Source organism: Oharaeibacter diazotrophicus (assembly GCF_004362745.1).
Lineage (GTDB): Bacteria > Pseudomonadota > Alphaproteobacteria > Rhizobiales > Pleomorphomonadaceae > Oharaeibacter > Oharaeibacter diazotrophicus.
In genome coordinates, this window is the sequence record NZ_SNXY01000006.1 from 218658 (window position 1) to 243559 (window position 24902).

At 69.1% G+C, this 24902-nt stretch carries 33 protein-coding genes; 29 read left to right on the top strand and 4 right to left on the bottom strand.

What is annotated here, in order from left to right; translation table 11 throughout:
- From rplV to EDD54_RS01275, 25 genes are all read left to right on the top strand, one after another.
- Positions 1-381 carry a 50S ribosomal protein L22 gene (gene rplV / locus EDD54_RS01155; protein WP_126537368.1) on the top strand — a complete coding sequence of 127 codons (381 nt, stop codon included), beginning with the start codon at positions 1-3 and terminating at the stop codon, positions 379-381.
- The gene (rpsC, locus tag EDD54_RS01160) at positions 381-1163 is read left to right on the top strand and encodes a 30S ribosomal protein S3 (protein ID WP_126537366.1); all 783 of its coding nucleotides are present in this window, start codon (positions 381-383) and stop codon (positions 1161-1163) included. Before rplV ends, rpsC begins: the two co-directional genes overlap by 1 nt.
- A gap of 22 nt (positions 1164-1185) precedes the next feature.
- On the top strand, positions 1186-1599 hold the full coding sequence (rplP, locus tag EDD54_RS01165) for a 50S ribosomal protein L16 (RefSeq protein ID WP_126537364.1): 414 nt from the start codon (positions 1186-1188) through the stop codon (positions 1597-1599).
- 43 nt (positions 1600-1642) lie between these two features.
- Positions 1643-1843, top strand: a complete 201-nt coding sequence (gene rpmC, locus EDD54_RS01170; RefSeq protein WP_126537362.1) for a 50S ribosomal protein L29 — start codon at positions 1643-1645, stop codon at positions 1841-1843.
- An 11-nt stretch (positions 1844-1854) separates the two neighbouring features.
- Positions 1855-2097, top strand: coding sequence for a 30S ribosomal protein S17 (gene rpsQ, locus EDD54_RS01175; RefSeq protein ID WP_126537360.1), 243 nt, complete (start codon positions 1855-1857; stop codon positions 2095-2097).
- A gap of 81 nt (positions 2098-2178) precedes the next feature.
- The gene (rplN, locus tag EDD54_RS01180) at positions 2179-2547 is read left to right on the top strand and encodes a 50S ribosomal protein L14 (protein WP_126537358.1); all 369 of its coding nucleotides are present in this window, start codon (positions 2179-2181) and stop codon (positions 2545-2547) included.
- 2 nt (positions 2548-2549) lie between these two features.
- Positions 2550-2867: a 50S ribosomal protein L24 gene (rplX, locus tag EDD54_RS01185; protein WP_126537356.1), complete on the top strand. Its 318-nt coding sequence runs from the start codon at positions 2550-2552 to the stop codon at positions 2865-2867.
- Positions 2860-3417 carry a 50S ribosomal protein L5 gene (gene rplE, locus EDD54_RS01190; protein WP_126537353.1) on the top strand — a complete coding sequence of 186 codons (558 nt, stop codon included), beginning with the start codon at positions 2860-2862 and terminating at the stop codon, positions 3415-3417. The genes rplX and rplE overlap by 8 nt, the downstream gene beginning before the upstream one ends.
- 18 nt (positions 3418-3435) lie before the next feature.
- On the top strand, positions 3436-3741 hold the full coding sequence (gene rpsN, locus EDD54_RS01195; protein WP_126537351.1) for a 30S ribosomal protein S14: 306 nt from the start codon (positions 3436-3438) through the stop codon (positions 3739-3741).
- A gap of 13 nt (positions 3742-3754) precedes the next feature.
- Positions 3755-4150: a 30S ribosomal protein S8 gene (gene rpsH / locus EDD54_RS01200; RefSeq protein ID WP_126537349.1), complete on the top strand. Its 396-nt coding sequence runs from the start codon at positions 3755-3757 to the stop codon at positions 4148-4150.
- Positions 4151-4176: 26 nt separating this feature from the next.
- Positions 4177-4713, top strand: coding sequence for a 50S ribosomal protein L6 (rplF, locus tag EDD54_RS01205; protein ID WP_126537347.1), 537 nt, complete (start codon positions 4177-4179; stop codon positions 4711-4713).
- Between the two features lie 10 nt (positions 4714-4723).
- Entirely contained in the window at positions 4724-5083 is a 360-nt protein-coding gene (rplR, locus tag EDD54_RS01210) for a 50S ribosomal protein L18 (RefSeq protein ID WP_126537345.1), read from the top strand.
- 25 nt (positions 5084-5108) lie between these two features.
- The gene (gene rpsE / locus EDD54_RS01215; RefSeq protein ID WP_126537343.1) at positions 5109-5690 is read left to right on the top strand and encodes a 30S ribosomal protein S5; all 582 of its coding nucleotides are present in this window, start codon (positions 5109-5111) and stop codon (positions 5688-5690) included.
- 62 nt (positions 5691-5752) lie between these two features.
- Positions 5753-5956, top strand: coding sequence for a 50S ribosomal protein L30 (gene rpmD / locus EDD54_RS01220; RefSeq protein ID WP_126537341.1), 204 nt, complete (start codon positions 5753-5755; stop codon positions 5954-5956).
- Between the two features lie 29 nt (positions 5957-5985).
- Positions 5986-6459 carry a 50S ribosomal protein L15 gene (gene rplO / locus EDD54_RS01225; protein ID WP_126537339.1) on the top strand — a complete coding sequence of 158 codons (474 nt, stop codon included), beginning with the start codon at positions 5986-5988 and terminating at the stop codon, positions 6457-6459.
- Between the two features lie 203 nt (positions 6460-6662).
- Positions 6663-7997, top strand: a complete 1335-nt coding sequence (gene secY, locus EDD54_RS01230) for a preprotein translocase subunit SecY (protein ID WP_126537337.1) — start codon at positions 6663-6665, stop codon at positions 7995-7997.
- Positions 7994-8584, top strand: coding sequence for an adenylate kinase (locus tag EDD54_RS01235; protein ID WP_126537335.1), 591 nt, complete (start codon positions 7994-7996; stop codon positions 8582-8584). The genes secY and EDD54_RS01235 overlap by 4 nt, the downstream gene beginning before the upstream one ends.
- Positions 8585-8811: 227 nt before the next feature.
- Entirely contained in the window at positions 8812-9180 is a 369-nt protein-coding gene (gene rpsM, locus EDD54_RS01240; protein WP_126537333.1) for a 30S ribosomal protein S13, read from the top strand.
- Between the two features lie 338 nt (positions 9181-9518).
- A complete protein-coding gene (rpsK, locus tag EDD54_RS01245) occupies positions 9519-9911 on the top strand; it encodes a 30S ribosomal protein S11 (protein ID WP_126537331.1) in 393 nt (130 codons plus the stop codon).
- Positions 9912-10026: 115 nt separating this feature from the next.
- A complete protein-coding gene (locus EDD54_RS01250) occupies positions 10027-11049 on the top strand; it encodes a DNA-directed RNA polymerase subunit alpha (RefSeq protein ID WP_126537329.1) in 1023 nt (340 codons plus the stop codon).
- A 91-nt stretch (positions 11050-11140) separates the two neighbouring features.
- Positions 11141-11572, top strand: a complete 432-nt coding sequence (rplQ, locus tag EDD54_RS01255) for a 50S ribosomal protein L17 (RefSeq protein WP_126537327.1) — start codon at positions 11141-11143, stop codon at positions 11570-11572.
- Between the two features lie 177 nt (positions 11573-11749).
- Complete coding sequence (locus EDD54_RS01260; RefSeq protein WP_126537325.1) at positions 11750-12682, top strand: right-handed parallel beta-helix repeat-containing protein; 933 nt, start codon at positions 11750-11752, stop codon at positions 12680-12682.
- Between the two features lie 144 nt (positions 12683-12826).
- Complete coding sequence (locus EDD54_RS01265) at positions 12827-13651, top strand: right-handed parallel beta-helix repeat-containing protein (RefSeq protein ID WP_126537323.1); 825 nt, start codon at positions 12827-12829, stop codon at positions 13649-13651.
- Positions 13614-13820: a hypothetical protein gene (locus tag EDD54_RS01270; RefSeq protein ID WP_126537321.1), complete on the top strand. Its 207-nt coding sequence runs from the start codon at positions 13614-13616 to the stop codon at positions 13818-13820. The genes EDD54_RS01265 and EDD54_RS01270 overlap by 38 nt, the downstream gene beginning before the upstream one ends.
- Before the next feature lie 47 nt (positions 13821-13867).
- The gene (locus EDD54_RS01275) at positions 13868-14956 is read left to right on the top strand and encodes a right-handed parallel beta-helix repeat-containing protein (RefSeq protein WP_126537319.1); all 1089 of its coding nucleotides are present in this window, start codon (positions 13868-13870) and stop codon (positions 14954-14956) included.
- A 5-nt stretch (positions 14957-14961) separates the two neighbouring features.
- Here EDD54_RS01275 and EDD54_RS01280 read toward each other — a convergent pair whose 3' ends face one another.
- The gene (locus tag EDD54_RS01280; RefSeq protein WP_126537317.1) at positions 14962-16929 is read right to left on the bottom strand and encodes an O-linked N-acetylglucosamine transferase, SPINDLY family protein; all 1968 of its coding nucleotides are present in this window, start codon (positions 16927-16929) and stop codon (positions 14962-14964) included.
- A 156-nt stretch (positions 16930-17085) separates the two neighbouring features.
- On the opposite strand from EDD54_RS01280, the gene EDD54_RS01285 reads away from it, so the two are divergent.
- Complete coding sequence (locus EDD54_RS01285) at positions 17086-18504, top strand: DegQ family serine endoprotease (RefSeq protein WP_245515608.1); 1419 nt, start codon at positions 17086-17088, stop codon at positions 18502-18504.
- A complete protein-coding gene (locus EDD54_RS01290; protein ID WP_126537315.1) occupies positions 18501-19811 on the top strand; it encodes a replication-associated recombination protein A in 1311 nt (436 codons plus the stop codon). The genes EDD54_RS01285 and EDD54_RS01290 overlap by 4 nt, the downstream gene beginning before the upstream one ends.
- Before the next feature lie 42 nt (positions 19812-19853).
- Here EDD54_RS01290 and EDD54_RS01295 read toward each other — a convergent pair whose 3' ends face one another.
- The 3 genes from EDD54_RS01295 to EDD54_RS01305 form a co-directional block, all read right to left on the bottom strand.
- The gene (locus tag EDD54_RS01295; protein ID WP_126537313.1) at positions 19854-21329 is read right to left on the bottom strand and encodes a methyl-accepting chemotaxis protein; all 1476 of its coding nucleotides are present in this window, start codon (positions 21327-21329) and stop codon (positions 19854-19856) included.
- A 356-nt stretch (positions 21330-21685) separates the two neighbouring features.
- A complete protein-coding gene (locus EDD54_RS01300; protein ID WP_126537311.1) occupies positions 21686-22141 on the bottom strand; it encodes a c-type cytochrome in 456 nt (151 codons plus the stop codon).
- A 115-nt stretch (positions 22142-22256) separates the two neighbouring features.
- Positions 22257-23096 (bottom strand): MurR/RpiR family transcriptional regulator, encoded by an 840-nt coding sequence (locus EDD54_RS01305; protein WP_126537309.1) that lies wholly within the window; start codon positions 23094-23096, stop codon positions 22257-22259.
- Between the two features lie 189 nt (positions 23097-23285).
- On the opposite strand from EDD54_RS01305, the gene EDD54_RS01310 reads away from it, so the two are divergent.
- Positions 23286-23756, top strand: coding sequence for an AprI/Inh family metalloprotease inhibitor (locus tag EDD54_RS01310; RefSeq protein ID WP_126537307.1), 471 nt, complete (start codon positions 23286-23288; stop codon positions 23754-23756).
- Between the two features lie 102 nt (positions 23757-23858).
- Positions 23859-24869: a hypothetical protein gene (locus EDD54_RS01315; RefSeq protein ID WP_126537305.1), complete on the top strand. Its 1011-nt coding sequence runs from the start codon at positions 23859-23861 to the stop codon at positions 24867-24869.
- The last annotated feature ends 33 nt before the right edge of the window (positions 24870-24902 follow it).

Consider the following 24902-nt stretch of genomic DNA (forward strand, 5'->3'; position numbering starts at 1 on the left):
ATGGGCAAGCCGAAGCGCGAACGCTCGCTCGCCGACAACGAGGCGAGGGCGGTGACCCGGTCGCTCCGGGTGAGCCCGCAGAAGCTCAACCTGGTCGCGGCGCTGATCCGCGGCAAGAAGGTGGACGTGGCGCTCGCCGATCTCGCCTTCTCGAAGAAGCGCATCGCCGTCGACGTCAAGAAGACGCTCGAGTCCGCGATCGCCAACGCCGAGAACAACCACGACCTCGACGTCGACTCGCTCGTCGTCAAGGAGGCCTACGTGGGCAAGGCGCTCGTCATGAAGCGCTTCTCCCCGCGGGCCCGCGGCCGCGTCGGCGCCATCCAGAAGCCGTTCTCGAACCTCACGATCGTGGTTCGCGAAGTCGAGGAGACCGCCTGATGGGTCACAAAGTCAATCCGATCGGTCTCCGTCTCGGCATCAACCGTACCTGGGATTCGCGCTGGTTCGCCGGCAAGAACGAGTACGGCAAGCTGCTGCACGAGGACCTGGCGATCCGCAAGTTCCTCCTCGAGGAGCTGAAGGCCGCCGCGGTCTCCAAGGTCGTGATCGAGCGTCCGCACAAGAAGTGCCGCGTCACCATCCACTCGGCCCGTCCGGGCGTGGTGATCGGCAAGAAGGGTGCGGACATCGAGAAGCTGCGCAAGAAGATCGGCACGATGACCGACTCGGAAGTGCACCTCAACATCGTCGAGGTTCGCAAGCCCGAGACCGATTCGAACCTGATCGCCGCCTCGATCGCCCAGCAGCTGGAGCGCCGCGTCGCCTTCCGTCGCGCCATGAAGCGCGCCGTGCAGTCGGCCATGCGCCTCGGCGCCGAGGGCATCCGCATCAACGCCGGCGGCCGTCTCGGCGGCGCCGAGATCGCCCGTCTGGAGTGGTACCGCGAGGGCCGCGTGCCCCTGCACACCCTCCGTGCGGACATCGACTACGGCATCGCCACCGCGCACACCGCCTACGGCACCAACGGCCTCAAGGTCTGGGTGTTCAAGGGCGAGATCCTCGAGCACGACCCGATGGCCTCCGAGCGCCGTGCGCTCGAGGGCGGCAACGACGGTCCGTCGGGCGGCGAGCGTCGCCGCGAGCGCGACGACCGCCGTGGCGATCGTGACCGCGAGGGCCGCGGCCGTCGTCGCGACCGCGACGGCGACGGCGCCCGCTGACCGAAGGACTTAGGAGTTCGAAATGCTTCAGCCGAAGCGAACCAAATTCCGCAAGGCCTTCAAGGGCCGCATCCACGGCGTCGCCAAGGGTGGCTTCGACCTGAACTTCGGCGCCTTCGGTCTGAAGGCGATGGAGCCCGAGCGCGTCACCGCGCGGCAGATCGAGGCGGCCCGCCGCGCGATCACCCGCCAGATGAAGCGTCAGGGTCGGGTCTGGATCCGCGTCTTCCCGGACGTGCCGGTCTCCAAGAAGCCGACCGAAGTGCGCATGGGCAAGGGCAAGGGCTCCCCGGAATACTGGGCGTGCCGTGTCAAGCCCGGTCGCATCATGTTCGAGCTTGACGGCGTGCCCGAAGATGTTGCACGTGAGGCCCTTCGTTTGGGCGCCGCGAAGCTCCCGATCAAGACGCGCTTCGTGCAGCGCATCGCCGAGTGATCCCGAAGGGTATCACCGGAGACATTCCGAGGACGACAAGACCATGAAGGCGACCGATGTCAGGGCGATGACGCCCGACCAGCTCGACGACGAGCTGGCCAAGCTGAAGAAGGAGCAGTTCAACCTGCGCTTCCAGAAGGCGACTGGCCAGCTCGAGAACACGTCCCGCGTTCGGGCCGTGCGCCGCGACATCGCCCGCATCCAGACGGCGATGCGCGCGAAGCGCACCGCCGCGACCGCGTGAGGGAGACGACAATGCCGAAGCGCATCCTGCAGGGCGTCGTCGTCAGCGACAAGACCGACAAGACGGTGGTGGTCAAGGTGGAGCGTCGCTTCACCCACCCCGTCCTGAAGAAGACCGTGCGCCGTACCAAGCAGTACCAGGCGCACGACGAGACCAACCAGTTCAAGGTCGGCGACGTCGTCTCCATCGAGGAGAGCCGTCCCATCTCCAAGACCAAGCGCTGGATCGTTCTCGGTGCGGTCGAAGCCAGCTGACGGCGGGCCAAGAAGAACAGAGTTTTTTCCCCGGGGGTACGGATACGCCCCCGTGGGCCTGAGAGATAAGGCGGCCAACCCATGATTCAGATGCAAACAAACCTCGACGTGGCGGACAACTCCGGCGCCCGTCGTGTCATGTGCATCAAGGTGCTCGGCGGCGCGAAGCGGAAGTATGCCTCGGTGGGCGACATCATCGTCGTCTCCATCAAGGAAGCCATCCCGCGCGGCCGCGTGAAGAAGGGTGACGTGATGAAGGCGGTCGTGGTCCGCACGGCCAAGGACATCCGTCGCCCGGACGGCTCGGTGATCCGGTTCGACCGGAACGCCGCCGTTTTGATCAACAATCAGAAGGAACCCATCGGGACCCGTATCTTCGGACCGGTTCCGCGCGAGCTCCGCGCGAAGAACCACATGAAGATCATCTCGCTGGCTCCGGAGGTTCTGTAACCATGGCCGCCAAGATCAAGAAGGGCGACAAGGTCGTCGTCCTCGCGGGCAAGGACAAGGGCAAGACCGGCGAGGTCGTCGAGGTTCGTCCCTCCGACGAGCGCGCGGTCGTCCGTGGCGTCAACATCGTCAAGCGCCACACCCGCCAGACCGCCCAGACCGAGGGCGGCATCGTCGCCAAGGAAGCGGCGATCCACCTTTCGAACCTCGCGATCGCCGACCCCAAGGATGGCAAGGCCACCCGCGTCGGCTTCAAGGTTCTCGACGACGGCCGCAAGGTCCGCGTCGCCAAGCGTTCCGGAGATCTGATCGATGGCTGAGGCGAACTACGTTCCGCGTCTCAAGCGCGTCTACGACGAGACCATCCGCGCCGAAATGGTCAAGCAGTTCGGCTACAAGAATGCTCTCGAAGTGCCGTCGATCGAGAAGATCGTCCTGAACATGGGCGTCGGCGAGACCGTCGGTGATGGCAAGAAGATCCAGTCGGCCGTGGGTGACCTCACCCTGATCGCCGGCCAGAAGCCCGTCATCACCAAGGCCCGCACCTCGATCGCCACCTTCAAGGTGCGCGAAGGCATGAACATCGGCTGCAAGGTGACGCTGCGGCGCACCCGCATGTACGAGTTCCTCGACCGTCTCGTCACGATCGCGCTGCCGCGCGTGCGCGACTTCCGCGGTCTGAACCCGAAGTCCTTCGACGGCCGTGGCAATTTCGCCATGGGCGTGAAGGAGCACATCGTTTTCCCCGAGATCAACTACGACAAGGTCGACCAGGTCTGGGGAATGGACATCATCGTCTGCACGACGGCGAAGACCGACGACGAGGCGCGCGCGCTTCTCAAGGCCTTCAATTTCCCGTTCCGGCAGTGACGAGAAGGGTTCGGACCAATGGCTAAGAAGAGCGCCATCGAAAAGAACAAGCGCCGCCAGGCCCTGGCGAAGCGCTATGCCGGAAAGCGCGACGCGCTGAAGGCGATCGTCGACAACCGCGAGCTCCCCATCGAGGAGCGCTTCGCGGCGACGCTGAAGCTGGCCGAGCTGCCGCGCAACTCCGCGGAGGTGCGCGTGCGCAACCGCTGCGAAGTCACGGGCCGTCCGCGCGCCTATTACCGCAAGCTCAAGATGAGCCGCATCGCCCTGCGTGAGCTGGGTTCCGCCGGCCTCATCCCGGGCCTTGTGAAGTCGAGCTGGTGAGGAGAACGGTCCCATGTCGATGACCGATCCTTTGGGTGACATGCTCACCCGCATCCGCAATGCCCAGATGCGCAAGATGTCGAAGGTGCTGACGCCGGCTTCCAGCCTGCGCAAGCGCGTGCTCGACGTCCTGACCGCCGAGGGCTACATCCGCGGCTACGCCGCCGTCGAAGCCGACGGTCGCGCCGAGTTCGAGATCGAGCTGAAGTACTACGACGGCCAGCCCGTCATCCGTACGATCGAGCGCGTCTCCAAGCCGGGCCGCCGCGTCTACGCCTCCGTCAAGAACCTGCCGCGCGTGGCCAACGGCCTCGGCGTGTCGATCCTCTCCACGCCGAAGGGCGTGATGGCGGACCACGACGCCCGCGAGCAGAACGTCGGCGGCGAGATTCTCTGCCGGGTCTTCTGACCTCAGACTGGAAACGGACAACCATCATGTCGCGCATTGGCAAGAAGGCCGTTCCCGTCCCCAAGGGGGTCACGGCCGAGATCGCGGGCCAGACCGTCTCGGTCAAGGGCCCCAAGGGTACGCTTACGTTCAACCTCAACGAGTACGTCACGGCCGAGAAGGCCGAGGACGGCTCGATCCAGGTCACCCCGCGTGACGAGTCCAAGCTCGCCCGTTCGAGCTGGGGCATGTCCCGCACGCAGATCGCCAACCTCGTCAAGGGCGTCACCTCGGGCTTCGAGAAGAAGCTCGAGATCAGCGGCGTCGGCTACAAGGCCGCGGTCCAGGGCAAGAACCTGCAGCTGTCGCTGGGCTACAGCCACGACATCACCTACCCGATCCCCGACGGGATCAGCATCGTGACGCCGAAGCCGACCGAGATCTCGATCTCCGGCATCGACGCGCAGCGGGTGGGTCAGGTCGCGGCCGAGATCCGCGACTTCCGCGGCCCCGAGCCCTACAAGGGCAAGGGCGTGAAGTATGCGGGCGAGTTCATCGTCCGTAAGGAAGGCAAGAAGAAGTAAGGGGCGACCCATGGCAAAGCTCACTGGTGACGATCGGCGCCGCGCCCGCGTGCGCCGTGCCGTCAAGGCGGCGGCCAACGGTCGTCCGCGTCTCTCGGTGCACCGCTCGTCGATGCACATCTACGCGCAGGTGATCGACGACACCCAGGGCCGCACCCTGGCGTCGGCCTCCACCATCGACAAGGAACTCCGCGAGGGGCTCAAGACCGGCGCCGACAAGGATGCGGCCGCCGCCGTCGGAAAGCTCATCGCCGCCCGTGCGCTCGCCGCCGGCGTGACCAAGGTCGTGTTCGACCGCGGTCAGTTCCTGTTCCACGGCCGCGTGAAGGCGCTCGCCGATGCCGCCCGCGAGGGCGGTCTCGACTTCTGACGCCACCGACCCGAGAGAGATCAAAATGGCTGAACGTGAACGCAACAACCGGGACGGTGGTCGCGGCCGCGACGAGGAGCGCGACAGCGAATTCGTCGACCGCCTGGTGCACATCAACCGCGTCGCCAAGGTGGTGAAGGGCGGCCGGCGCTTCGGCTTCGCCGCCCTCGTCGTCGTCGGCGACCAGAAGGGCCGCGTCGGCTACGGCCACGGCAAGGCTCGCGAGGTTCCCGAGGCGATCCGCAAGGCGACCGAGGCGGCCAAGCGCGCCCTGGTCCGCGTGCCGCTGCGCGAGGGCCGCACCCTGCACCACGACGTCTCCGGACGTTGGGGCGCGGGCCGCGTCCACCTCCGCGCCGCCCCGGCCGGTACCGGCATCATCGCCGGCGGCCCGATGCGCGCCGTGTTCGAGACCCTGGGCGTCCAGGACATCGTCGCGAAGTCGCTCGGTTCGTCGAACCCGTACAACATGGTGCGCGCCACCTTCGCGGCCCTCGGGGCCGAGGACAGCCCGCGCTCCGTGGCCGCCCGCCGTGGCCTCAAGGTGTCGGTCCTGCAGTCGCGCCGCCGCGACGTGGATCCGGACGCCGTGGCCGCCGAAGGCTGACGCGCGAGGGGAGGGCGGTCGTCCGCCGTCCCCGCCCGTCCCGTTCCAAAGGATCGACACCCATGGCCATCACCACTGAAGCGGGCAAGACCGTGACGATCGTCCAGGTCGCCAGCCCGCAGCGCCGCCCGGCGGACCAGCGCGCTACGCTGGTCGGTCTCGGCCTCAACAAACTGCATCGCGTGTCCACGCTCGAGGATACGCCTGCGGTCCGCGGCATGATCGCGAAGGTCCAGCATCTCGTCCGCGTCGTGGACGAGGCCTGAGAAACCACCCGGTCGGAAGGATCGAGAACATGAAGCTCAACGAGCTCAAGGACAACGAAGGCGCGACCAAGGAACGCATGCGCGTCGGTCGCGGCATCGGTTCCGGCAAGGGCAAGACCGGCGGCCGGGGCGTCAAGGGTCAGAAGTCCCGCACCGGCGTGGCCATCAAGGGCTTCGAAGGCGGCCAGATGCCCCTGCATCGCCGTCTGCCGAAGCGCGGCTTCACCAACATCTTCGCGCTCGACCTCAACGAGGTCGGCCTGTCGAAGATCCAGGCGGCGGTCGACGCCGGCAAGCTCGACAAGGGCGCGCCGGTCACCGCCGAGGCGCTGAAGGCCGCCGGCCTGATCCGCCGCGTCAAGGACGGCGTCCGGATCCTCGGTGGCGAGCTCACCGCCGCGCTGACCTTCCAGGTCGCCGGCGCGTCGGCTCCGGCCGCCGCGACCATCGAGAAGGCGGGCGGCACGCTCACCCAACTCGTCTCGGCCACCGCCGAGGCCTGATCGGACGAGAGCCCCCGGGCGCGCCCGCACCGTTTCCGCACGCCGGAACGGTCGCAGGGCGCACCCGGGGGCTTATCACGTCCGCGGCGAGGGGCTATATGGGCCCAGCGCGCAGCACACAGCCGGTTCGCCCGGCCGCCCTCGACGGGGCCGGCGCGTTCCGATCGACCGACGCGACAGTCCCTGTGCGGACGGAGTGAGACATGGCCTCTGCGGCAGAACAGCTTGCTGCGAACCTCAACTTCGGAGCCTTCGCCAAGGCGGAAGAGCTCAAGAAGCGGATCTGGTTCACCCTCGGCGCCCTCATCGTCTACCGGCTCGGCACCTACGTGCCCCTGCCGGGGATCAACCTCCAGGCGCTCGAGCAGGCGTTCAACCAGCAGAGCAGCGGCATGCTCGGGCTGTTCAACATGTTCGCCGGCGGCGCGATCGGCCGCATGGCGATCTTCGCCCTCGGCATCATGCCGTACATCTCGGCCTCGATCATCGTCCAGCTGCTCACCAGCGTGGTGCCGCAGCTCGAGACGCTGAAGAAGGAGGGCGAGGCCGGCCGCAAGAAGATGAACCAGTACACCCGGTACCTCACCGTGGTGCTGGGCACGGTCCAGGCCTACGGCATCGCCGTCGGCCTGCAGAACGGCAACGGCATCGTGCTCGATCCCGGCCCGTTCTTCGTGATCTCCACCGTGCTGACCCTGCTCGGCGGCACGATGTTCCTGATGTGGCTCGGCGAGCAGATCACCTCCCGTGGCATCGGCCAGGGCACCTCGCTGATCATCTTCTCCGGCATCGTCGCGAATCTGCCGGTGGCGCTCGCCCACATGCTGGAGCTCGGCCGCCAGGGCTCGATGTCGACGGCGCTGATTCTCGGCATCCTCGTGCTCGCGGTCGCCGTCATCGCCGGCATCGTCTTCGTCGAGCGCGCCCAGCGCCGGCTGATCATCCAGTATCCGAAGCGCCAGATCGGCAACCGGATGTTCCAGGGCGATTCGAGCCACCTGCCGCTGAAGCTCAACACCTCGGGCGTTATCCCGCCGATCTTCGCCTCGTCGATCCTGCTGATTCCCGCCACCATCGCCGGCTTCGCGCCGCCGGACGCCGCCGGCGGCTGGCTGCAGACGCTGACCACGCTGATGGCGCACGGCCAGCCGCTCTACATGCTGCTCTACGCCGGCATGATCGTGTTCTTCGCCTTCTTCTACACCGCGATCGTGTTCAACCCGACCGACACCGCGGAGAACCTGAAGAAGCACGGCGGCTTCATCCCCGGCATCCGCCCGGGCGAGCGCACCGCGCAGTACATCGACTACGTGCTGACGCGGATCACCGTGCTTGGCGCCATATACCTCGTGGTGGTTTGTCTCTTACCCGAATTTCTGATTTCGGCGACCGGCGTTCCGTTCTATTTCGGTGGCACGTCGCTCCTCATCGTGGTGAGCGTGACCATGGACACGGTCGCGCAGATCCAGGGTCACCTCCTGGCCCACCAGTACGAGGGGCTGATCAAGAAGTCGAAGCTCAGAGGGAAACGTCGATGAGGCTCATTCTTCTCGGTCCGCCGGGTGCCGGCAAGGGAACGCAGGCCCAGCGGCTGGTGGAGCGCCACGGCATCGTGCAGCTGTCCACCGGCGACATGCTCCGGGCGGCGGTCGCCGCCGGCACGGAGATCGGGAAGAAGGCCAAGGCGGTCATGGACGCCGGCCAGCTCGTCTCGGACGACATCGTGATCGGCATCGTCGCCGACCGAATCGACGAGCCGGACGCCAAGGCGGGCTTCGTGCTCGACGGTTTCCCGCGCACGGTCGCCCAGGCCGAGGCGCTGGAGGCGATGCTCGCCGAGAAGGCGCTGAAGCTCGACGCCGTGATCGAGTTCAAGGTCGACGAATCGAAGCTGGTCGACCGCATCGTCAACCGCGCCGAACAGGCCAAGGCCTCCGGGCAGCCGGTCCGCAAGGACGACAACCCGGAGGTCTTCGTGAAGCGGCTCGACGAGTTCCGGGCCCTGACCGCGGCGCTGACGCCGTTCTACCGGGAGCGCGGCCTGCTGCGCCAGGTCGACGGCATGGCCCCGATGGATACCGTGACCGGCGAAATCGCCGGGATCCTGGCCGAAACCGTCGCCTGATCCCGGCCCGTTTCGGTTGACCTCGGCGTCCGTGTCGGCTATGTAGCCGCACCTATCCAGGTCTGCCCTTGCGATCGGGTCGTCTTCCCATGGGCTCCGCTCCGAATCGGGGCGGTCGCGGGAGGCGCGGCGCGGCCGCAGCAAGCTATTCGAGACCTCCCCGGCACGACCGGCGGAGGGAGCGTCCGGGGCCACGGCTCCGGGGCGCGTCGACAGGAGAGAACGAAGTGGCCCGTATCGCTGGCGTCAACATTCCCACCGGCAAGCGCGTCCTGATCGCGCTGCAGTACATCCACGGCATCGGCCCGAAGTTCGCCGAGGAGATCCTGACCAAGGTCGGCATCCCCGCCGAGCGTCGCGTCAACGAGCTGTCGGACGCCGAAGTCCTGCAGATCCGCGAGACGATCGACCGCGACTACACCGTCGAGGGCGACCTGCGTCGCGAGACCGCGATGAACATCAAGCGGCTGATGGACCTCGGCTGCTACCGCGGCCTGCGTCACCGCCGCGGCCTGCCGGTCCGCGGCCAGCGCACGCACACCAACGCCCGCACCCGCAAGGGTCCGGCGAAGGCGATCGCCGGCAAGAAGAAGTGATCTCGTCCACGGGCGGGTGCCGGTCCGGCGATGCCGGCGGTGCCCTTCCGTGGATCGGCCGATCCCGGCGTCGGGTCGCGGGTTCGCTCGCGCTCGGCGCCTTGGCCGTTTCGGAGCCTCGCGCTATTCGGCGCGGCTCTGTCCGGATCGAGGTGGCGGCCCGCGGGCCGCGCCCGGTCCGGGACCGGACGAACCCCGGGGTCGGGTGTCCGGTGGTCGGGCGGGTTCTCCGTCCGGATCACATCTCCGGTGCGCGGGTCCTGGCGTGCGCTCCGGTGGAGCCGCTGGCATTACGGCGGTGACGATATCGAAAGACGAAGCAAGAAGGCAAAGATCGCATGGCCAAGGAAGCTGCCGGTCGCGTTCGCCGTCGCGAGCGCAAGAACATCACGTCGGGCATCGCCCACGTGAACTCGACCTTCAACAACACCATGATCACCATCACCGACGCGCAGGGGAACACGATCTCCTGGTCGTCCTCGGGCACGATGGGCTTCAAGGGCTCGCGCAAGTCGACCCCCTACGCGGCGCAGATGGCCGCCGAGGACGCCGCCCGCAAGGCGTCGGAGCACGGCGTCAAGACGCTCGAGGTCGAGGTCCGCGGTCCCGGTTCCGGTCGCGAGTCGGCGCTGCGCGCGCTGCAGGCGGCCGGCTTCCTCGTGACGTCGATCCGCGACGTCACCCCGATTCCGCACAACGGCTGCCGTCCGCGCAAGCGTCGTCGCGTCTGACGACGGCGACAGCGTTCACCCCGGCGCGGGCCGTCCGCGCCGGTGCGGCCGTTCGGCGGAACGATCGGCGGGAGGCGGCCCCCCTTCGTTCCGCCCTCATGGAAAGGGTAGCATCGTGAGCATCCAGAAGAACTGGCAAGAGCTCAAGAAGCCGAACAAGCTCGAGGTTCAGTCGAGCCGCGATCCGAAGCGCACGGCGACCGTGGTCGCCTCGCCGCTCGAGCGCGGGTTCGGCCTGACCCTCGGCAACGCGCTGCGTCGCGTTCTGCTGTCGTCGCTGCAGGGTGCTGCGGTGACGGCGGTTCAGATCGACGGCGTGCTGCACGAGTTCTCCTCGATCGCCGGCGTGCGCGAGGACGTCACCGACATCGTGCTGAACATCAAGGAAATCGCCGTCAAGATGCACGGCCAGGGTCCGAAGCGCATGGTCGTGCGCAAGTCGGGTCCGGGCGTGGTCACCGCCGGCGACATCCAGACGGTCGGAGACATCGAGATCCTGAACCCCGACCTGGTGATCTGCACCCTCGACGAGGGCGCGGAGATCCGCATGGAGTTCACGGTCAACACCGGCAAGGGCTACGTGCCCTCCGACCGCAACCGTCCCGAGGACGCTCCGATCGGTCTGATCCCGGTCGACAGCCTGTACTCGCCGGTGCGCAAGGTCAGCTACCGCGTCGAGAACACCCGCGAGGGCCAGGATCTCGACCTCGACAAGCTGACCCTGACGGTCGAGACCGACGGTTCGGTGAAGCCCGAGGACGCGGTGGCCTACGCCGCCCGCATCCTGCAGGACCAGCTGGCGATCTTCGTGAACTTCGAAGAGCCGCAGAAGGACATGAAGGTCGAGTCCGTTCCGGAGCTCGCCTTCAACCCGGCGCTGCTCAAGAAGGTGGACGAGCTCGAGCTGTCGGTCCGTTCGGCGAACTGCCTGAAGAACGACAACATCGTCTACATCGGCGACCTCATCCAGAAGACGGAGGCGGAGATGCTCCGCACGCCGAACTTCGGTCGCAAGTCGCTCAACGAGATCAAGGAAGTTCTCGCGCAGATGGGCCTGCACCTCGGCATGGAAGTGCCGAACTGGCCGCCGGAGAACATCGAAGAGCTCGCCAAGCGCTACGAAGACCACAACTACTGAGACCGGCCGCCGGGGGAACGCCTCCCGGCTCCTACCAACATGAACGCCGGGCCCGACGGGAGTCGCGCCCACCAACCGATAGGAGAAGGCCATGCGTCACGGTAATGCAGGCCGCAAGCTGAACCGCACCCAGTCCCACCGCAAGGCGCTGTTCGCCAACCTCGCGGTGTCGCTGGTCGAGCACGAGCAGATCGTCACCACCCTGCCGAAGGCGAAGGACCTGCGTCCGATCGTCGAGAAGCTGGTGACGCTCGCCAAGAAGGGCGGTCTCGCCGCCCGTCGCCAGCTCGTCGCCGAACTGCAGAACAACGAAGCCGCCGCGAAGAAGCTCTTCGACGTGATCGGCCCGCGCTACAAGGACCGCGCCGGTGGCTACACCCGCGTCCTCAAGGCCGGCTTCCGCTACGGCGACGCCGCGCCGGTGGCGGTGATCGAGTTCGTCGATCGCGACGTTGCCGCCAAGGGCGCCGCCGACAAGGCCCGCGCCGAGGCCGAAGAGTCCCAGGAGACCGTCGCGGCCTGATCGGCCGAGGGCGGATTTCCGATGGTTCGACGAGGGCGGTCCCGAAAGGGGCCGCCCTTTTCGTTTGGCCGAGGTGGGTACGCCGGCGGCAACTTGTGGTATCCTCCCGGAACCCGGCGGTGGCCGTCGGCCGCGGCCCGGCTTTTTCGATCGGCGATTTCAAGCGGAGGCTCGTTCATGCGGAGTTTGGTCGCACTCTCCGTCCTCGGCGTCGCCCTCTCGACATCTGCGGTTCACGCCGCCACCGCAACCTTTCAAAGCCAACGGGTCGTCGTCGCCGCCACCGGGCGCGACCACGTCTACTGCGGCTTGCCGACCACGCCTTGTCGCACGTTCCAGAAGGCCCTCGAGGTGGTCCTCCCCGGCGGTATCATCACTACCGCGGGGCCGGGGAACTACGGTGCGATGAAGATCACCAAGTCGGTCGCGATCATGAACGACGGTGCGGGCATCGCCACGGTGGAGGGCGAGGGCGGGCGGCCGGCGATCGAGATTGCAAAGGGCTATTCCGTTGTGCTGCGCGGCCTGACCGTCGACGGCCGCGGCACAGCCAGCGCCGGGATCTTGTACGCGGGGGGCGGTGGCTACCTGCTGGTGTCGAAGTCGTTCATCCAGGGGGCGCTGACGGGCATCAGGATCGCACCGCGGTTCGGCGGCACCGTGACGATCGAGGACAGCGTCGTGACGGACAACGTGGACGGCGTCGTTTCCTCGAGCTCCCCGAAGCGCAATCTGTCCGTGGTGCTGATCCACGTGACGATCTCCAACAACGGGTCCTTGGAGAGCGGTGTCGGCCTGAAGGTCGGTGGCGCGGGGGCGGCCCAGCACGTCGCGATGACGGACACGACCATCAACGGCAACGGCTATGGCGTCACGGTGAACGGATCGGAACCCGAAGCGGTCGTGGTGACGGCGACCAACAGCGCCATCGTCAACAATGGTTGGTCAGCCGTAGTCGGTTCCGGCGGCACGCTGACGCTCGACCGGACGATGGTGCGGTCGAGGTCCGCCAACTACATCTCCAATGCGGGCAGCATCATCTCCTTCGGCGACAACGCCATCGTCGACCCCGTCACCGGCAACCCGATCACACCGGTGGCGCTGAAGTAACCGACTTCACCCGTCGCCTCGCGATCGGCCGACGGGTTGGTTCGGGATGGACGGAGAAGGTCGGTCGCGGAAGGGCCCGCCCTTCTCGGTTGGCCGAGGTGGGTACGCCGGCGGCAACTTGCGGCAAACTTGCGGAGCCCGCCGATGGCCGTCGGCCGCGGCGGGGTTTTTCGATCGGCGATTTCAAGCGGAGGTTCGTTCATGCGGAGTTTGGTCGCCCTCTCCGTCCTCGGCGTCGCCCTCTCGACATCTGCGGTTCCAGCCGCCGCCGACGGCTTGGAACGAGTGGTCGTCGCCGCCACCGGGCACGACAGCGCCTCCTGCGGCCTTCCGACCACACCGTGCCGCCAGTTCCAGAAGGCCCTCGAGCGGGTCCTCCCCGGCGGTATCGTCGTGACGGCGGGACCGGGGAGCTACGGTACGATGAAGATCACCAAGTCGGTCTCGGTCCTGAACGACGGGGCGGGCATCGCCATGGTGGAAGGCGGAGCCGGGCAGCCGGTGATCGAGGTGAATGTTCCCGACTCCGGGCCTGTGGTGCTGCGCGGCCTGACGATCGACGGCCGCGACGCAGCCAGCGCGGGGATCTCGTTCGCGGCGGGCGGCCATCTGCTGGTGTCCAAGTCGTTCATCAAGGGATCGAAGATGGGTATCAGGATCGCACCGCAGTTCGGCGGCAGCGTCACGATCGAGGACAGCCTCGTGACGAACAACGGGACCGGCGTCGCTTCCTCGGGCGCCTCGCCGGGCCAGCTGAGCGTCGTGCTGAACCACGTGACGATCTCCGCCACCAGATGGGACTTCGGGGACGGTATCGGGTTGAGGGTTGTCGGTCGCACTGGGGCCAAACAGTTCGTCGCGATGACGGACACGACCATCTCCAACAACAACATGGGCCCTCTCGGTGCAGGGGTCGGATGCCGACGCGGTCGTGGTGACGGCGACCAACAGCGCCATCGTCAACAATAGTCGGTCAGCAGAAGTCGATTCCGGCGGCACGCTGACGCTCGACCGGACGATGGTGCGGTCGGAGTCCGCCAAATACATCTCCAATGCGGGCAGCATCATTTCCTTCGGTAACAACGCCATCGCCGACCCCGTCAGCGGCAACCCGATCACACCGGTGGCGCTGAAGTAACCGACATCACCCCGTCGCCTCGCGATCGGCCGACGGGTGGTTCGGGATTGACGGAGAAGGTCGGTCGCGGAAGGGGCCGCCCTTCTCGGTTGGCCGGGGTGGGGACGCCGGCGGCGAATTGCAGTAAGCTCGCGGAACCCCCCGGTGGCCGTCGGCCGCTGCGGGGCCATTTTCGATCAGCGATTTCCTTCGGAGTTTCATGCATGCGGAATTTCGTCGCCCTCTCCGTCCTCGGCGCCGCCCTCGCGGCATCTGCGGTTCCGGCCGCCGCCGCCGGCTTCGCCCGGGTCGTCGTCGCCGTCACCGGCACCGACACGGCGGACTGCGGGTTGCCCACCACGCCGTGCCGTACGTTCCAAACCGCCCTCGGCCGCGCCATCCCCGGTGGCATCGTCGTCACGGCGGGTCCGGGGAACTACGGCCCGATGAAGATCACCAAGTCGGTCGCGGTCCTGAACGACGGGGCGGGCATCGCCACGGTGGAACGCGGAGACGGGCCGCCGATCGTGGTGCAGTTGTCGGGGACCGGCGGTTCCGTGGTGCTGCGCGGCCTGACCGTCGACGGCCGCAGCACAGCCAACGCCGGGATCGCCTTCGTCGGCACCGGCAAGCTGCTGGTGTCCAAGTCGCTCGTCCAGGGAACGCAGACGGGTATCTCGATCGTGCCGACGTCCGGAGGCGACATCACGATCGAGGACAGCGTCGTGACGGACAACCTGAACGGCGTCGTCTCCTCGGGTGTCTCGTCGGGCTCGCTGACCGTCACGCTCAGCCACGTGACGATCTCCGGCAACGGCCTCAACCCGGAAGGCGTCGGTCTCAAGGCATCGGGCGGGGCCGCCGCCTACCAGTTCGTCGCGATGACGGACACCACCATCGCGGACAACGGCACGGGTGTCTCGGTGCAGGGATCGGATTCCAACGCGATCGTCGTGACGGCGACCGACAGCGCCATCGTCAACAACGGGACGTCGGCCGTGATCGGTAGCGGTGGGACGCTGACGCTCGATCGGACGATGGTGCGGTCGAACTTTTTCGGCACCATCGTCAACGCGGGCAGCATCGTCTCCTACGGCAACAATGCGATCGTCGACAACGTCACCGGCAACCCGATCTCGCCGGCGGCGTTGAAGTAGCCAGCCTAGCCGGTCGCCTCGCGCACCGCCCGGTCCAGCCAGTCCTCGAGCGCCCGGACCGGGCGCTCGTCGTTCCAGAGCCGGGCGCGGCGGTCGGCGAGGCGGGCGCGGACGGCGGCGTCGAGGGCGGGGTCGGCGAGGGCGACGGCCTTGGCGACGTAGTCGTCGCGGTCGGCGGCGATCAGCTCGGGCATGTCCATGGCGCAGAGGATGCCGGTGGTGTGCCGGCCGCGCATCAGGCCGGTCGGCAGCGTCACCGGCGGCAGGCCGCAGGCGACGGCCTCGAGCGTGGTGTTGCCACCCGACCAGCCGACCGAGTCGAGATAGACGTCGCCGCAGTGGAGCAGCGAGGGGAAGAGGTCCGGCGGCACCGGCGGGGTGATCACCACGTGGCGGCGCGGGTCGAGCCCGGCGGCGGCGAAGGCGCCGTGCAGCCGCTCGCGGAACACCGCCGTGGTCGGCGCGGCGGGATCGCCGATGAACAGGAACTGCGCCGCCGGCAGCCGCCGGGCGATCGCGACGACGAGGGCGTCGTCGCGCGGGAGATATTTGAACAGGCTCTGGCAGCAGACGTAGACGACCGCGTCGTCGCGAAGGCCGAGGCCGGCGCGCGTCAGGCGGCCGCCCTCGGAGGGCAGCGGCGCGTAGCAGATCGACAGACCCGGCAGGCGGACGAGCCGTTCGGTGTAGTGGCGCGCGCCGTCGTCCGGCTCCATCAGCTCGGACGACAGGAACCAGTCGATCGTTGGCAGGCCCGAGGTGACCGGATGGCCCCAGGCCATCGCCTGCACCGGCGCGAGGCGCTGGGCCGCGAGCTGGACCGACAGCGTGCCCATGCCGATCTCGAGGTGGATCAGCGCGTGCGGCCGGTCGGCCTCGATCACGCGGCGCCATTCGGCGGCCGAGGCGCTGCCGGAGCGCCAGCGGTCGGCGCTCGCGGCGATGGCGTCGCGGGTCGGGTCGCGGTCGGGCGAGAACTGGTAGCCGATCACCTCGAAGCGGCGGCGGTCGAGCCGCTCGATCCAACCGCGGAACAACTTCGAGACCGAGTGCAGCGTGAAATAGGACGTCGCGAAGCCGACGCGGATGCGGCCGTCCGGTCGGCCGGCGAGGGCGGCAGGGGCGGGCAGGGCGGCGGCGGTCAGCGCGGCGAGGATGCGGCCGTAGACGCGCTGGAGTTCGGTGTCGTCACGGCCCTGGTAGGACAGGAAGAAGGGCTTGGCGCCGCCCACCTCGGCGGCGGCGGCGGCGCGCGCGGCGGGAGAGGCGGCGGCGACGCGGGCGTCGAGCTCGGCGAGGTCGGCGGCGTAGAGGGCGCGGCGGCGGTCGATCTCGTCCTCGGAGGCGTGGATCACGGCGAGCCGGTTCATCGCCCGGATCAGGCGGGCGCGCAGGCAGTCCGGCGCGACGGCGAGGCGCAGGTCGACGAGCGCGGCGGCGTCGGCCTCCCGGCCGCCGATCCGCAGCATGTTGGCGATGGTCGCCCAGTTCTCGGGCGGGATACCGCCGGCGAGGATGGCGGCGAGACCGTCGGCGACGACCCGGTCGGCGCGCGCGCCGATCGCCCGCTCGACCAGCCGACCGCGGACGTCGGCGGCGGCCCGGGTGTCGCCGGAGGCGGCCAGGAGGTCGGCGAGTTGCACCGGCGCCGGCACGTAGTCCGGCGCGGCGGCGACGAGGGCGCGGAGCCGCGCGACCGCGGCGGCGGTCCGGCAGAGACGGGCCTCGGCGAGCGCGAGGTTGTAGGCGAAGCGCGGTTCGGCAGAGAGCGCGGCGGCCGCCTCGAGGAAGGGCAGGGCGCCGGCGGCGTCGCCGACGGCAAGGCGCGCGCCGCCGATGCCGTGCAGCGCCTCGGCGGCGCCGACGGCGTCGAGGTGGGCGCGGTAGAGCGCCTCGGCCTCGGCGAGGCGGCCGGCCTGGAGATGGCCCGCAGCCTCGGCGCGGCGGTCGTCTGGTGTGGTCGGGGCCGTCATGGCGGGGCATCCGAATCGTCGAGGCCACGAGGATAGCCGAGGCGCCGCCGCCCGGGCCCCCGCCGGGGCGCGCAGGCGCGAAATTCCCTTTTCTTCGCCACGATGCGACGCCTACATAGCCGCCGACGGGAAATCGTGGACAACGGAGACCGATTCATGCGGTTCGGGATGCGGATGATCGCGGTCGCCCTCGTCGCCGCCCTGGCGGCGCCCGCCGGGCTGCCGGCGCGGGCCGAGGAGGCGCGGGTGCCGACGAGCGCGGGCGAGGTGCGGCTGACCTTCGCGCCGGTGGCGCACCACGCCGGCCCGGCGGTGGTCAACGTCTACGCGATCAGCCGGCGCCAGACCCAGGCGTCGCCGATGATGGACGACCCGTTCTTCCGCCAGTTCTTCGGCGATGCGTTCCCGGCACCGCGGCGCAGCCGGCCGCAGACCTCGCTCGGCTCGGGCGTGATCGTCGACGCCGGCGGCCTCGTCGTCACCAACAACCACGTCATCGCCGACGGCGACGAGGTCAAGGTGGCGCTCGCCGACCGCCGCGAGTTCGACTGCGACGTGGTGCTGAAGGACGAGCAGCTCGACCTCGCGGTGCTGAGGATCCGCAACCCCAAGGGCGACCTGCCGACCATCGACCTCGCCGACAGCGACCAGGTCCAGGTCGGCGACCTCGTGCTCGCCATCGGCAACCCGTTCGGCGTCGGCCAGACGGTGACCCAGGGCATCGTCTCGGCGCTCGCGCGCAGCCAGGTCGGCATCTCGGACTACCAGTTCTTCATCCAGACCGACGCCGCCATCAACCCCGGCAACTCCGGCGGCGCGCTGGTCGACGTCGACGGCCGGCTGGTCGGCATCAACACCGCGATCTTCACCCGCGGCGGCGGTTCCAACGGCATCGGCTTCGCGATCCCCTCCAACATGGTCCGCGTCGTGATCGACAGCGCCCGCAAGGGCGGCTCGACGGTGGAGCTGCCGTGGATCGGCGCCGACCTTCAGCCGGTCACCGCCGACATCGCCGAGACGCTCGGCCTCGACCGTCCCCAGGGCGTGCTGGTCACCGGCGTCACCGCCGACGGCCCGGCGGCCGAGGCGGGCCTCGAGGTCGGCGACCTCGTCACCGCGGTGGACGGCCTGGAGGTTTCGGATCCGCGCGTCTTCAACTATCGCCTCGCCACCCGCGGCGTCGGCCACGAGGTCGACCTGACGCTGAACCGCGACGGCGGCGAGCGCCACGTCACCGTGCGCCTGATCGCGCCGCCGGAGACGATCCCGAGCGCCGAGGTCACGATCGACCGGCCGTCGCCGTTCCAGGGGGCGACGGTGGCGAACCTGTCGCCGGCGGTGGCCTCCCGGATCGGCCTGCCCTACCGCGGCCAGACCGGCGTGGTGATCACCGACATCGACCGCCGCTCGCCGGCGGCCCGGGTCGGTCTCGCGCGCGGCGACATCGTGGTCGCGGTCAACGGCGCGGAGGTCGCGGACACGGCGCAGCTCCAGGCCGTGGTCGCCGACGAGCCGATGCTGTGGCGGCTGACGATCGACCGCGGCGGCCGCATCATCCGGATGGCGTTCCGGTGAGCGACCTGTTCTCCGCGCCGGTGCCGGAAGCCGAGCGGCTCCGGCCGCTCGCCGACCGGCTCCGGCCGGAGAGCCTCGCCGACGTGGTCGGCCAGGACCATCTGGTCGGGCCGCAGGGCACGATCACGCGGATGCTGAAGTCGGGGTCGCTGGGGTCGCTGATCCTGTGGGGGCCGCCCGGCACCGGCAAGACGACGGTGGCGCGGCTGCTCGCGCGCGAGACCAATCTCGCCTTCGAGCAGACCTCGGCGATCTTCTCCGGTGTCGCCGATCTCAAGAAACTGTTCGACGCCGCTCGCATGCGCCGGCAGACCGGGCGCGGCACGCTGCTGTTCGTCGACGAGATCCACCGCTTCAACCGCGCCCAGCAGGACAGCTTCCTGCCGGTGATGGAGGACGGCACCGTCACGCTGGTGGGCGCGACCACCGAGAACCCGTCCTTCGAGCTCAACGCGGCGCTGTTGTCGCGCTCGCACGTGCTGGTGTTCAAGCCGCACGACGAGGCGGCGCTGGCGGCGCTGCTCGCGCGCGCCGAGGCGGTGATGGGCCGGCCGCTGCCGCTCGACGACGACGCCCGCGCCGCGCTCGTGCGCATGGCCGACGGCGACGGCCGCTCGGTGCTGACGCTGGCCGAGGACGTCTGGCGCGCCGCCGCCGAGGGCGAGGTGTTCGACGCGGCGACGCTGCAGGAGGTCGTGCAGCGCCGCGCCCCGGTCTACGACAAGGCCCAGGACGGCCACTACAACCTGATCTCGGCGCTGCACAAGTCGGTGCGCGGGTCCGATCCCGACGCCGCGCTCTACTATCTCTGCCGCATGTTCGACGCCGGCGAGGACCCCCTCTACGTGGCGCGCCGGGTGGTCCGGATGGCGGTCGAGGACATCGGCCTCGCCGACCCGCAGGCGCTGCCGATCTGCAACGCCGCCTGCGCCGCCTACGAGATGCTCGGATCGCCCGAGGGCGAACTCGCGATCGCCGAGGCGGTCGTCTACGTCGCGACGGCGCCGAAGTCCAACGCGGTCTACACCGCCTTCAAGGCGGCGATGCGGACGGCCAAGGAGCACGGCTCGCTGCTGCCGCCGAAGACCATCCTCAACGCCCCGACCAAGCTGATGAAGGGCGAGGGCTACGGCGCCGGTTACCGCTACGACCACGATCAGCCGGACGCGTTCTCGGGGCAGGACTATTTTCCGGAGAAGCTCGGCCGGCAGAGCTTCTATCAGCCGGTCGAACGCGGATTCGAGCGCGAGATCCGCAAGCGGCTGGACTACTGGGCCCGGCTCCGCCGCGAACGCGGCGAAGGGTGACGTCGGCGGCCCCGGACCGAACTTCCGGGGAAGCCGGCGGGTTCAGCGCAGCGCCGCGGAGGCCTCGCGGACCTTGCGGGTGGCGCCGTCGATCGCGCGGGTGGAACTCGCGATCGAGTTCATGTTCTGCGAGATGGTCGCGACGCCGTCGGCGGCGACGCGCATGTTCGACGACATCTCGGCCGCCACGGCCGACTGCTCCTCGACCGCCGAGGCGATCGCGGCGGAGATCTCGCTGATCTTCACGATGGTCGACGAGATCGTGCTGATCGCCCCGACCGCGCCGTTCGTGGTGTCCTGCACCGCGTTGATCTGCGCGCTGATCTCCTCGGTGGCCTTGGCGGTCTGGTTGGCGAGGCTCTTCACCTCCGAGGCGACGACGGCGAAGCCGCGGCCCGCCTCGCCGGCGCGGGCGGCCTCGATGGTGGCGTTGAGGGCGAGCAGGTTGGTCTGCGCCGCGATGTTCTGGATCAGCTGCACGACGTCGCCGATGCGCTGCGCCGCGGTCGACAGACCGGAGACGATGACGTTGGTGCGGTCGGCCTCCTCGACGGCGTGCGTCGAGATCTGGCGCGCCTGGGTGACCTGGCGGGTGATCTCGTTGACCGACGCGGACAGTTCCTCGGCGCCGGCGGCGACGGCCTGGACGTTGTCCGAGGTCTGCGTCGACGCGGCCGCGGCCGACGTCGCCTCGGCGTTGACCAGCGAGATGGTGTCGACAACGCCGCCGATCTCGACGTCGATGGCGCGCTGGGCCTCCTGACGGCGGAGCTGGTCGGCGACCTCGCGGGTGATGTCGGTGGCGAACTTGACCACCTTGAACGGCTTGCCGCTCATGTCCAGGATCGGGTTGTAGCTCGCCTGGATCCAGACCTCGCGCCCGCCCTTGGCAACGCGCTTGTAGCGTGCCGCCTGGAACTCGCCGCGGGCGAGAGCGGCCCAGAAGCCGCGGTACTCGGCGCTGTCGCGATCGCGGGGATCGACGAACATCGAATGGTGCCGGCCCTTGACCTCGTCGAGGCGGTAGCCGACCACGTCGAGGAAGTTCTTGTTGGCGGTGCGCACGGTACCGTCGAGATCGAACTCGATGGTGCCCTGCGCCTTGTCGATGGCGGCGAGCTGGCCGGCCATGTCGGCGGCGTTGAGCTTGGCGGCGGTGACGTCGGTGGCGATCTTGACGACCTTCACCACTTTGCCGCCGCGGAACACCGGGTTGTAGCTCGCCTGGATCCAGACGTCGCGCCCGCCCTTGGCGATGCGCTTGAACTCGGCCATCTGGAACTTGCCGGCGCGCAGTTCGTCCCAGAAGCGCTTGTACTCCGCGCTCTCGCGATAGCCGGACTCGACGAACATCGAGTGGTTCTTGCCCTTCACCTCGTCGAGCGAGTATCCGACCGCCGCGAGGAAGTTCGCGTTCGCGGTCAGAATCGTGCCGTCCGGAGCGAATTCGATCATCGCCTGCGACTTGCCGAAGGCGTCCAGGATCGCCTGGGCGTCGTTCGTGCCGAAGAGTGCCATTTCCCCCACCTTTCCCGACCTAGGTCGTACACGGTGACATTTGGGCCCGTGCCCTTAAGCGCCAGTAAACACCGCGAATTGACCGTACTAATATCGCCGGTAGTTTCGGCTGGCACGTAGTGTCACCTACCGATGTCGTCGTGCCGATCACACGCTCGGGGGGAACATAGGCTGAAACGCTCGGAATGCGCAGTGAAGCCGTAGCGACATCGGACGTATTCGAGGTTGAGGGTTTCCCGGATACTCGCAAATGCGCAGTTGCGACGAGCCCGACAAGGAGCCGTTAAGCAAAGAGCCCGCCACAGGGGGGCGGGCTCTCGGTGCGAAGGGGTGTCCCCGCGGTTGCGGGCCGGGGATCAGGACGGCTTGCGGTACTTCTCGTGGCAGCCCTTGCAGTTCGACATCACCGTGCCGGCGGCGGCCTTGAAGGCGTCCTCGCCGGCGGCCGAGGCCGTCGCGGCGGCGGCGGCGTCGTCCGCGAGCTTCTTGGCGCGCGCGTCGAAGTCGGCCTTGTTCTCCCAGATTGCCGGCAGCGCCTCGGTCTTGCCGGTGTCGGTGCCCGCGGGGAAGTGGTTGGGGAAGTCGGCGGCGTTCTTCGAGATCAGCGTGAAGGCCTCCGCGGCCGCGGCGGCGTCGAAGGGAGCCTTGCCCTGCAGCATCGGGCCGACCACCTTGGCGGCCTTGCCGACGCCTTCCATCAGTTCCTCGCGCACGTGCCGCGGATCCTCCTCGGCGACCGACACGGTGGCGAGGCAGGCGAGGCACGCGGCCGCGAGGCCCGCAGCGGCGAGGATGGTACGCTTCATCGTCATGGTCTCCCTCCGGATCCTGATTTGGCCGAGGCCGCGGGGATGGTGGCAATCGCCCGTCGCACGGGCAAGACGGCCACGTCCCTCCGGGGGTGAACATTACGTGATGAGACTGACGTCACCCTGACACCGCCGCGCGGCGCCGCTCCCCGACCGCGACCGCGAGGGCGATCGCGAGCACGAAGGTGCCGGCGACGGAGCGGAAACCGCCGAAATCCGCCTCGACGATCTCCACCCACGCCGACGAGACCTGGGTGAGCGGGCTGAAGGCGCTGTCGGTGATGGCGGCGATCGGCACCTTCTGGGCGGCGAGGTCGCGCGCGAGTTCCACCGTCACCGGTGCGTAGGGGGTGAAGCTGACGGCGAGCAGCGCGTCGGCGGCGGTGGCGAAGCGCAGCGTCTCCGGCGCCATCGAGGCGACGTTGTCGACCAGGATGTTGCGCACGCCGATCTTCGAGAGCGCGTAGGCGAGATAGCTCGCCACCGGGAAGGCGCGGCGCTGGCCGATCACGTAGATCGTCTCGGCGCCGACCAGGATGTCGACGATGCGCTCCAAGGCGGCCGGGTCGAGGCTCTGCCGGAGACGCGTCAGCGAGAAGACGGCGGCCTCGGCGAAACCCTCGACCAGACCGGCCGGGCCCGAGGCCTCCTCGCGCGACTTCAGGGCGTCGAGGCGCTCGCGATAGTCGACGACGCCCTCGCGCAGGCGCGAACGGAACACCTTCTGCATGTCCGAGAAGCCGGCGTAGCCGAGCGCCTGGGCGAAACGCACCAGGGTCGAGGGCTGAACCTGCGCCTCGGCCGCGATGGCGGCGACGGTGCCGAAGGCGATGTCGTCGGGATTGTCGATGGCGAAGGCCGCCACCTGGGTCAGGCGCTTGGGCAGCGCGTCGCGTCGTTCGATCAGCGCCGCGCGCAGGGTCTCGAAATCGCGCGGCGGTGTCGTCGTGTCCGTCATCGGGGGCCTCCTTCCCCAGCTATACGAACCGGCGCGGCCTTCGTCAGCAGGGATGCGCGTTTTTTGCAGAGCCGCCATCGCGTGGACGGTGCCGTCTTGCGCCCGCCGCGCGGAACGCTTAGCACTCGCTCGCGTTCGGTCCAGAGACGCCGCCCGTCCCCCGCGCACGAGACCCGGACCCTGCCGACGATGACCCTCCGCACAGTCCTCCTCGCGCCCCTCTTCGCCGCGCTCTGCGGCTGCGCCTCCGGCGGAAGCAGCGCCGACGTCGACGGCACCACCGTGACCGCCACCACGTCCTCGGCCGGCCTCGCCGGCCCGCTCGGCGGCGTCGGGATCGGCGTCGGCACGGTCGAACTCGCCCCCGCGCCCGAACCGGATCCGGCCGCCGGCCTGTTCGGGCCGTGGACGCTGGCCCGCGCCGGCGACCGGGTCTGCATGGTCGATCTCGGTTCGCGCAACGCCGTCGGCGACCACACCGCCAAGACGCGGCGCTGCACCTCCGTCGAACTGGCGCGCATCGCGCTGTGGACCCCGACGCCCGAGGGCCTGATCCTCTACGACTTCGAGCGCCGCCCGGTGGTGACGCTGGTCGCGCAGCCGACCGGCGTCTACGAGGGCGCGATGTTCGACGGCACCCGGCTGACGCTCTGGCGCTGAGGCGCCGGCGCGTTCAGGAAACGTTAACGACGCCTCTTAAGCGGCGGGTGAACCTTCTCGGCTATGAATCGGGCCGAATTGAAGGATTCCGGACCGCTCGCCATGACCGTCTCCACCATGCCCCCCGCGGTGGCCACCCTGGTCGAACGCCGCGCCATCGGCCCCGCCGACGTCTCCCGCCTGCGTGCGACCGTCTACGGCGACGCCGTGGTCTCGCGCGAGGAGGCCGAGTGGGCCTTCGCCCTCGACGAGGCCGCCGCCGAAACCTGCCCGGAATGGACCGAGTTCTTCGTCGAGTCCGTGGTCGACTACGTCGTCCGCCGCGAGGCGCCGGAGGGCTACGTCTCCGCCGACACCGCGGCATGGCTCACCGCGGCGATCGCGCGCGACGGCATCGTGCGCACCGCCTCGGAACTCGAGGCGCTGGTCCGTGTGGTCGAGGTGGCCACCGAGGTGCCGGCTGCGCTGTCCGCCTTCGCGCTGAGGCAGGTCGCGGCCGCGGTCGTCGACGGCGACGGTCCGCTCGCCCGCGGCCGCAAGCTGGAACCCGGCGTGATCGGCGCCGACGAGGTCGCTCTGATCCGCCGCGTCCTCTACGCCTACGGCGGCGAGCGCACCGTCGGCATCACCCGCGAGGAGGCCGAGGTCCTGTTCGACCTCAACGACCGCACCAGCGAGGCCGACAACGACCCGTCGTGGTCCGATCTCTTCGTCAAGGCGGTGGCGAACTTCCTGATGGCGGCACGCGGTTACGCCGTGCTCTCCCGCGAGGAGGCGCTGCGCCGCGAGGCTTGGCTCGACGCACCGAGCGGCGGCGTCACCGCGCTGTTCGGCGACATGATGTCGGCGCTGCTCTCCAACGGGCTGAAGACCGTGTGGTCGGCCTGGCGCCGCGGCGAGGAGGAGGACCTCTACGCCGGCCGCATCCGCGCCCTCGAGGCCGAGAGCCGCGCCGCCGAGGCGGTCACCGCCGACGAGGTGCGCTGGCTCGCCGACCGCATCGGCCGCGACGGCGTCATCCACGCCAACGAACGGGCGCTCCTGCGCTTCCTCGCCGAGGAGAGTCCCGACCTCCACCCTTCGCTGCGCACTCTGCTCGATACCGCCGCCTGACCCGGTCTCGTGACGTCGCAGCCAGCGCGAGCG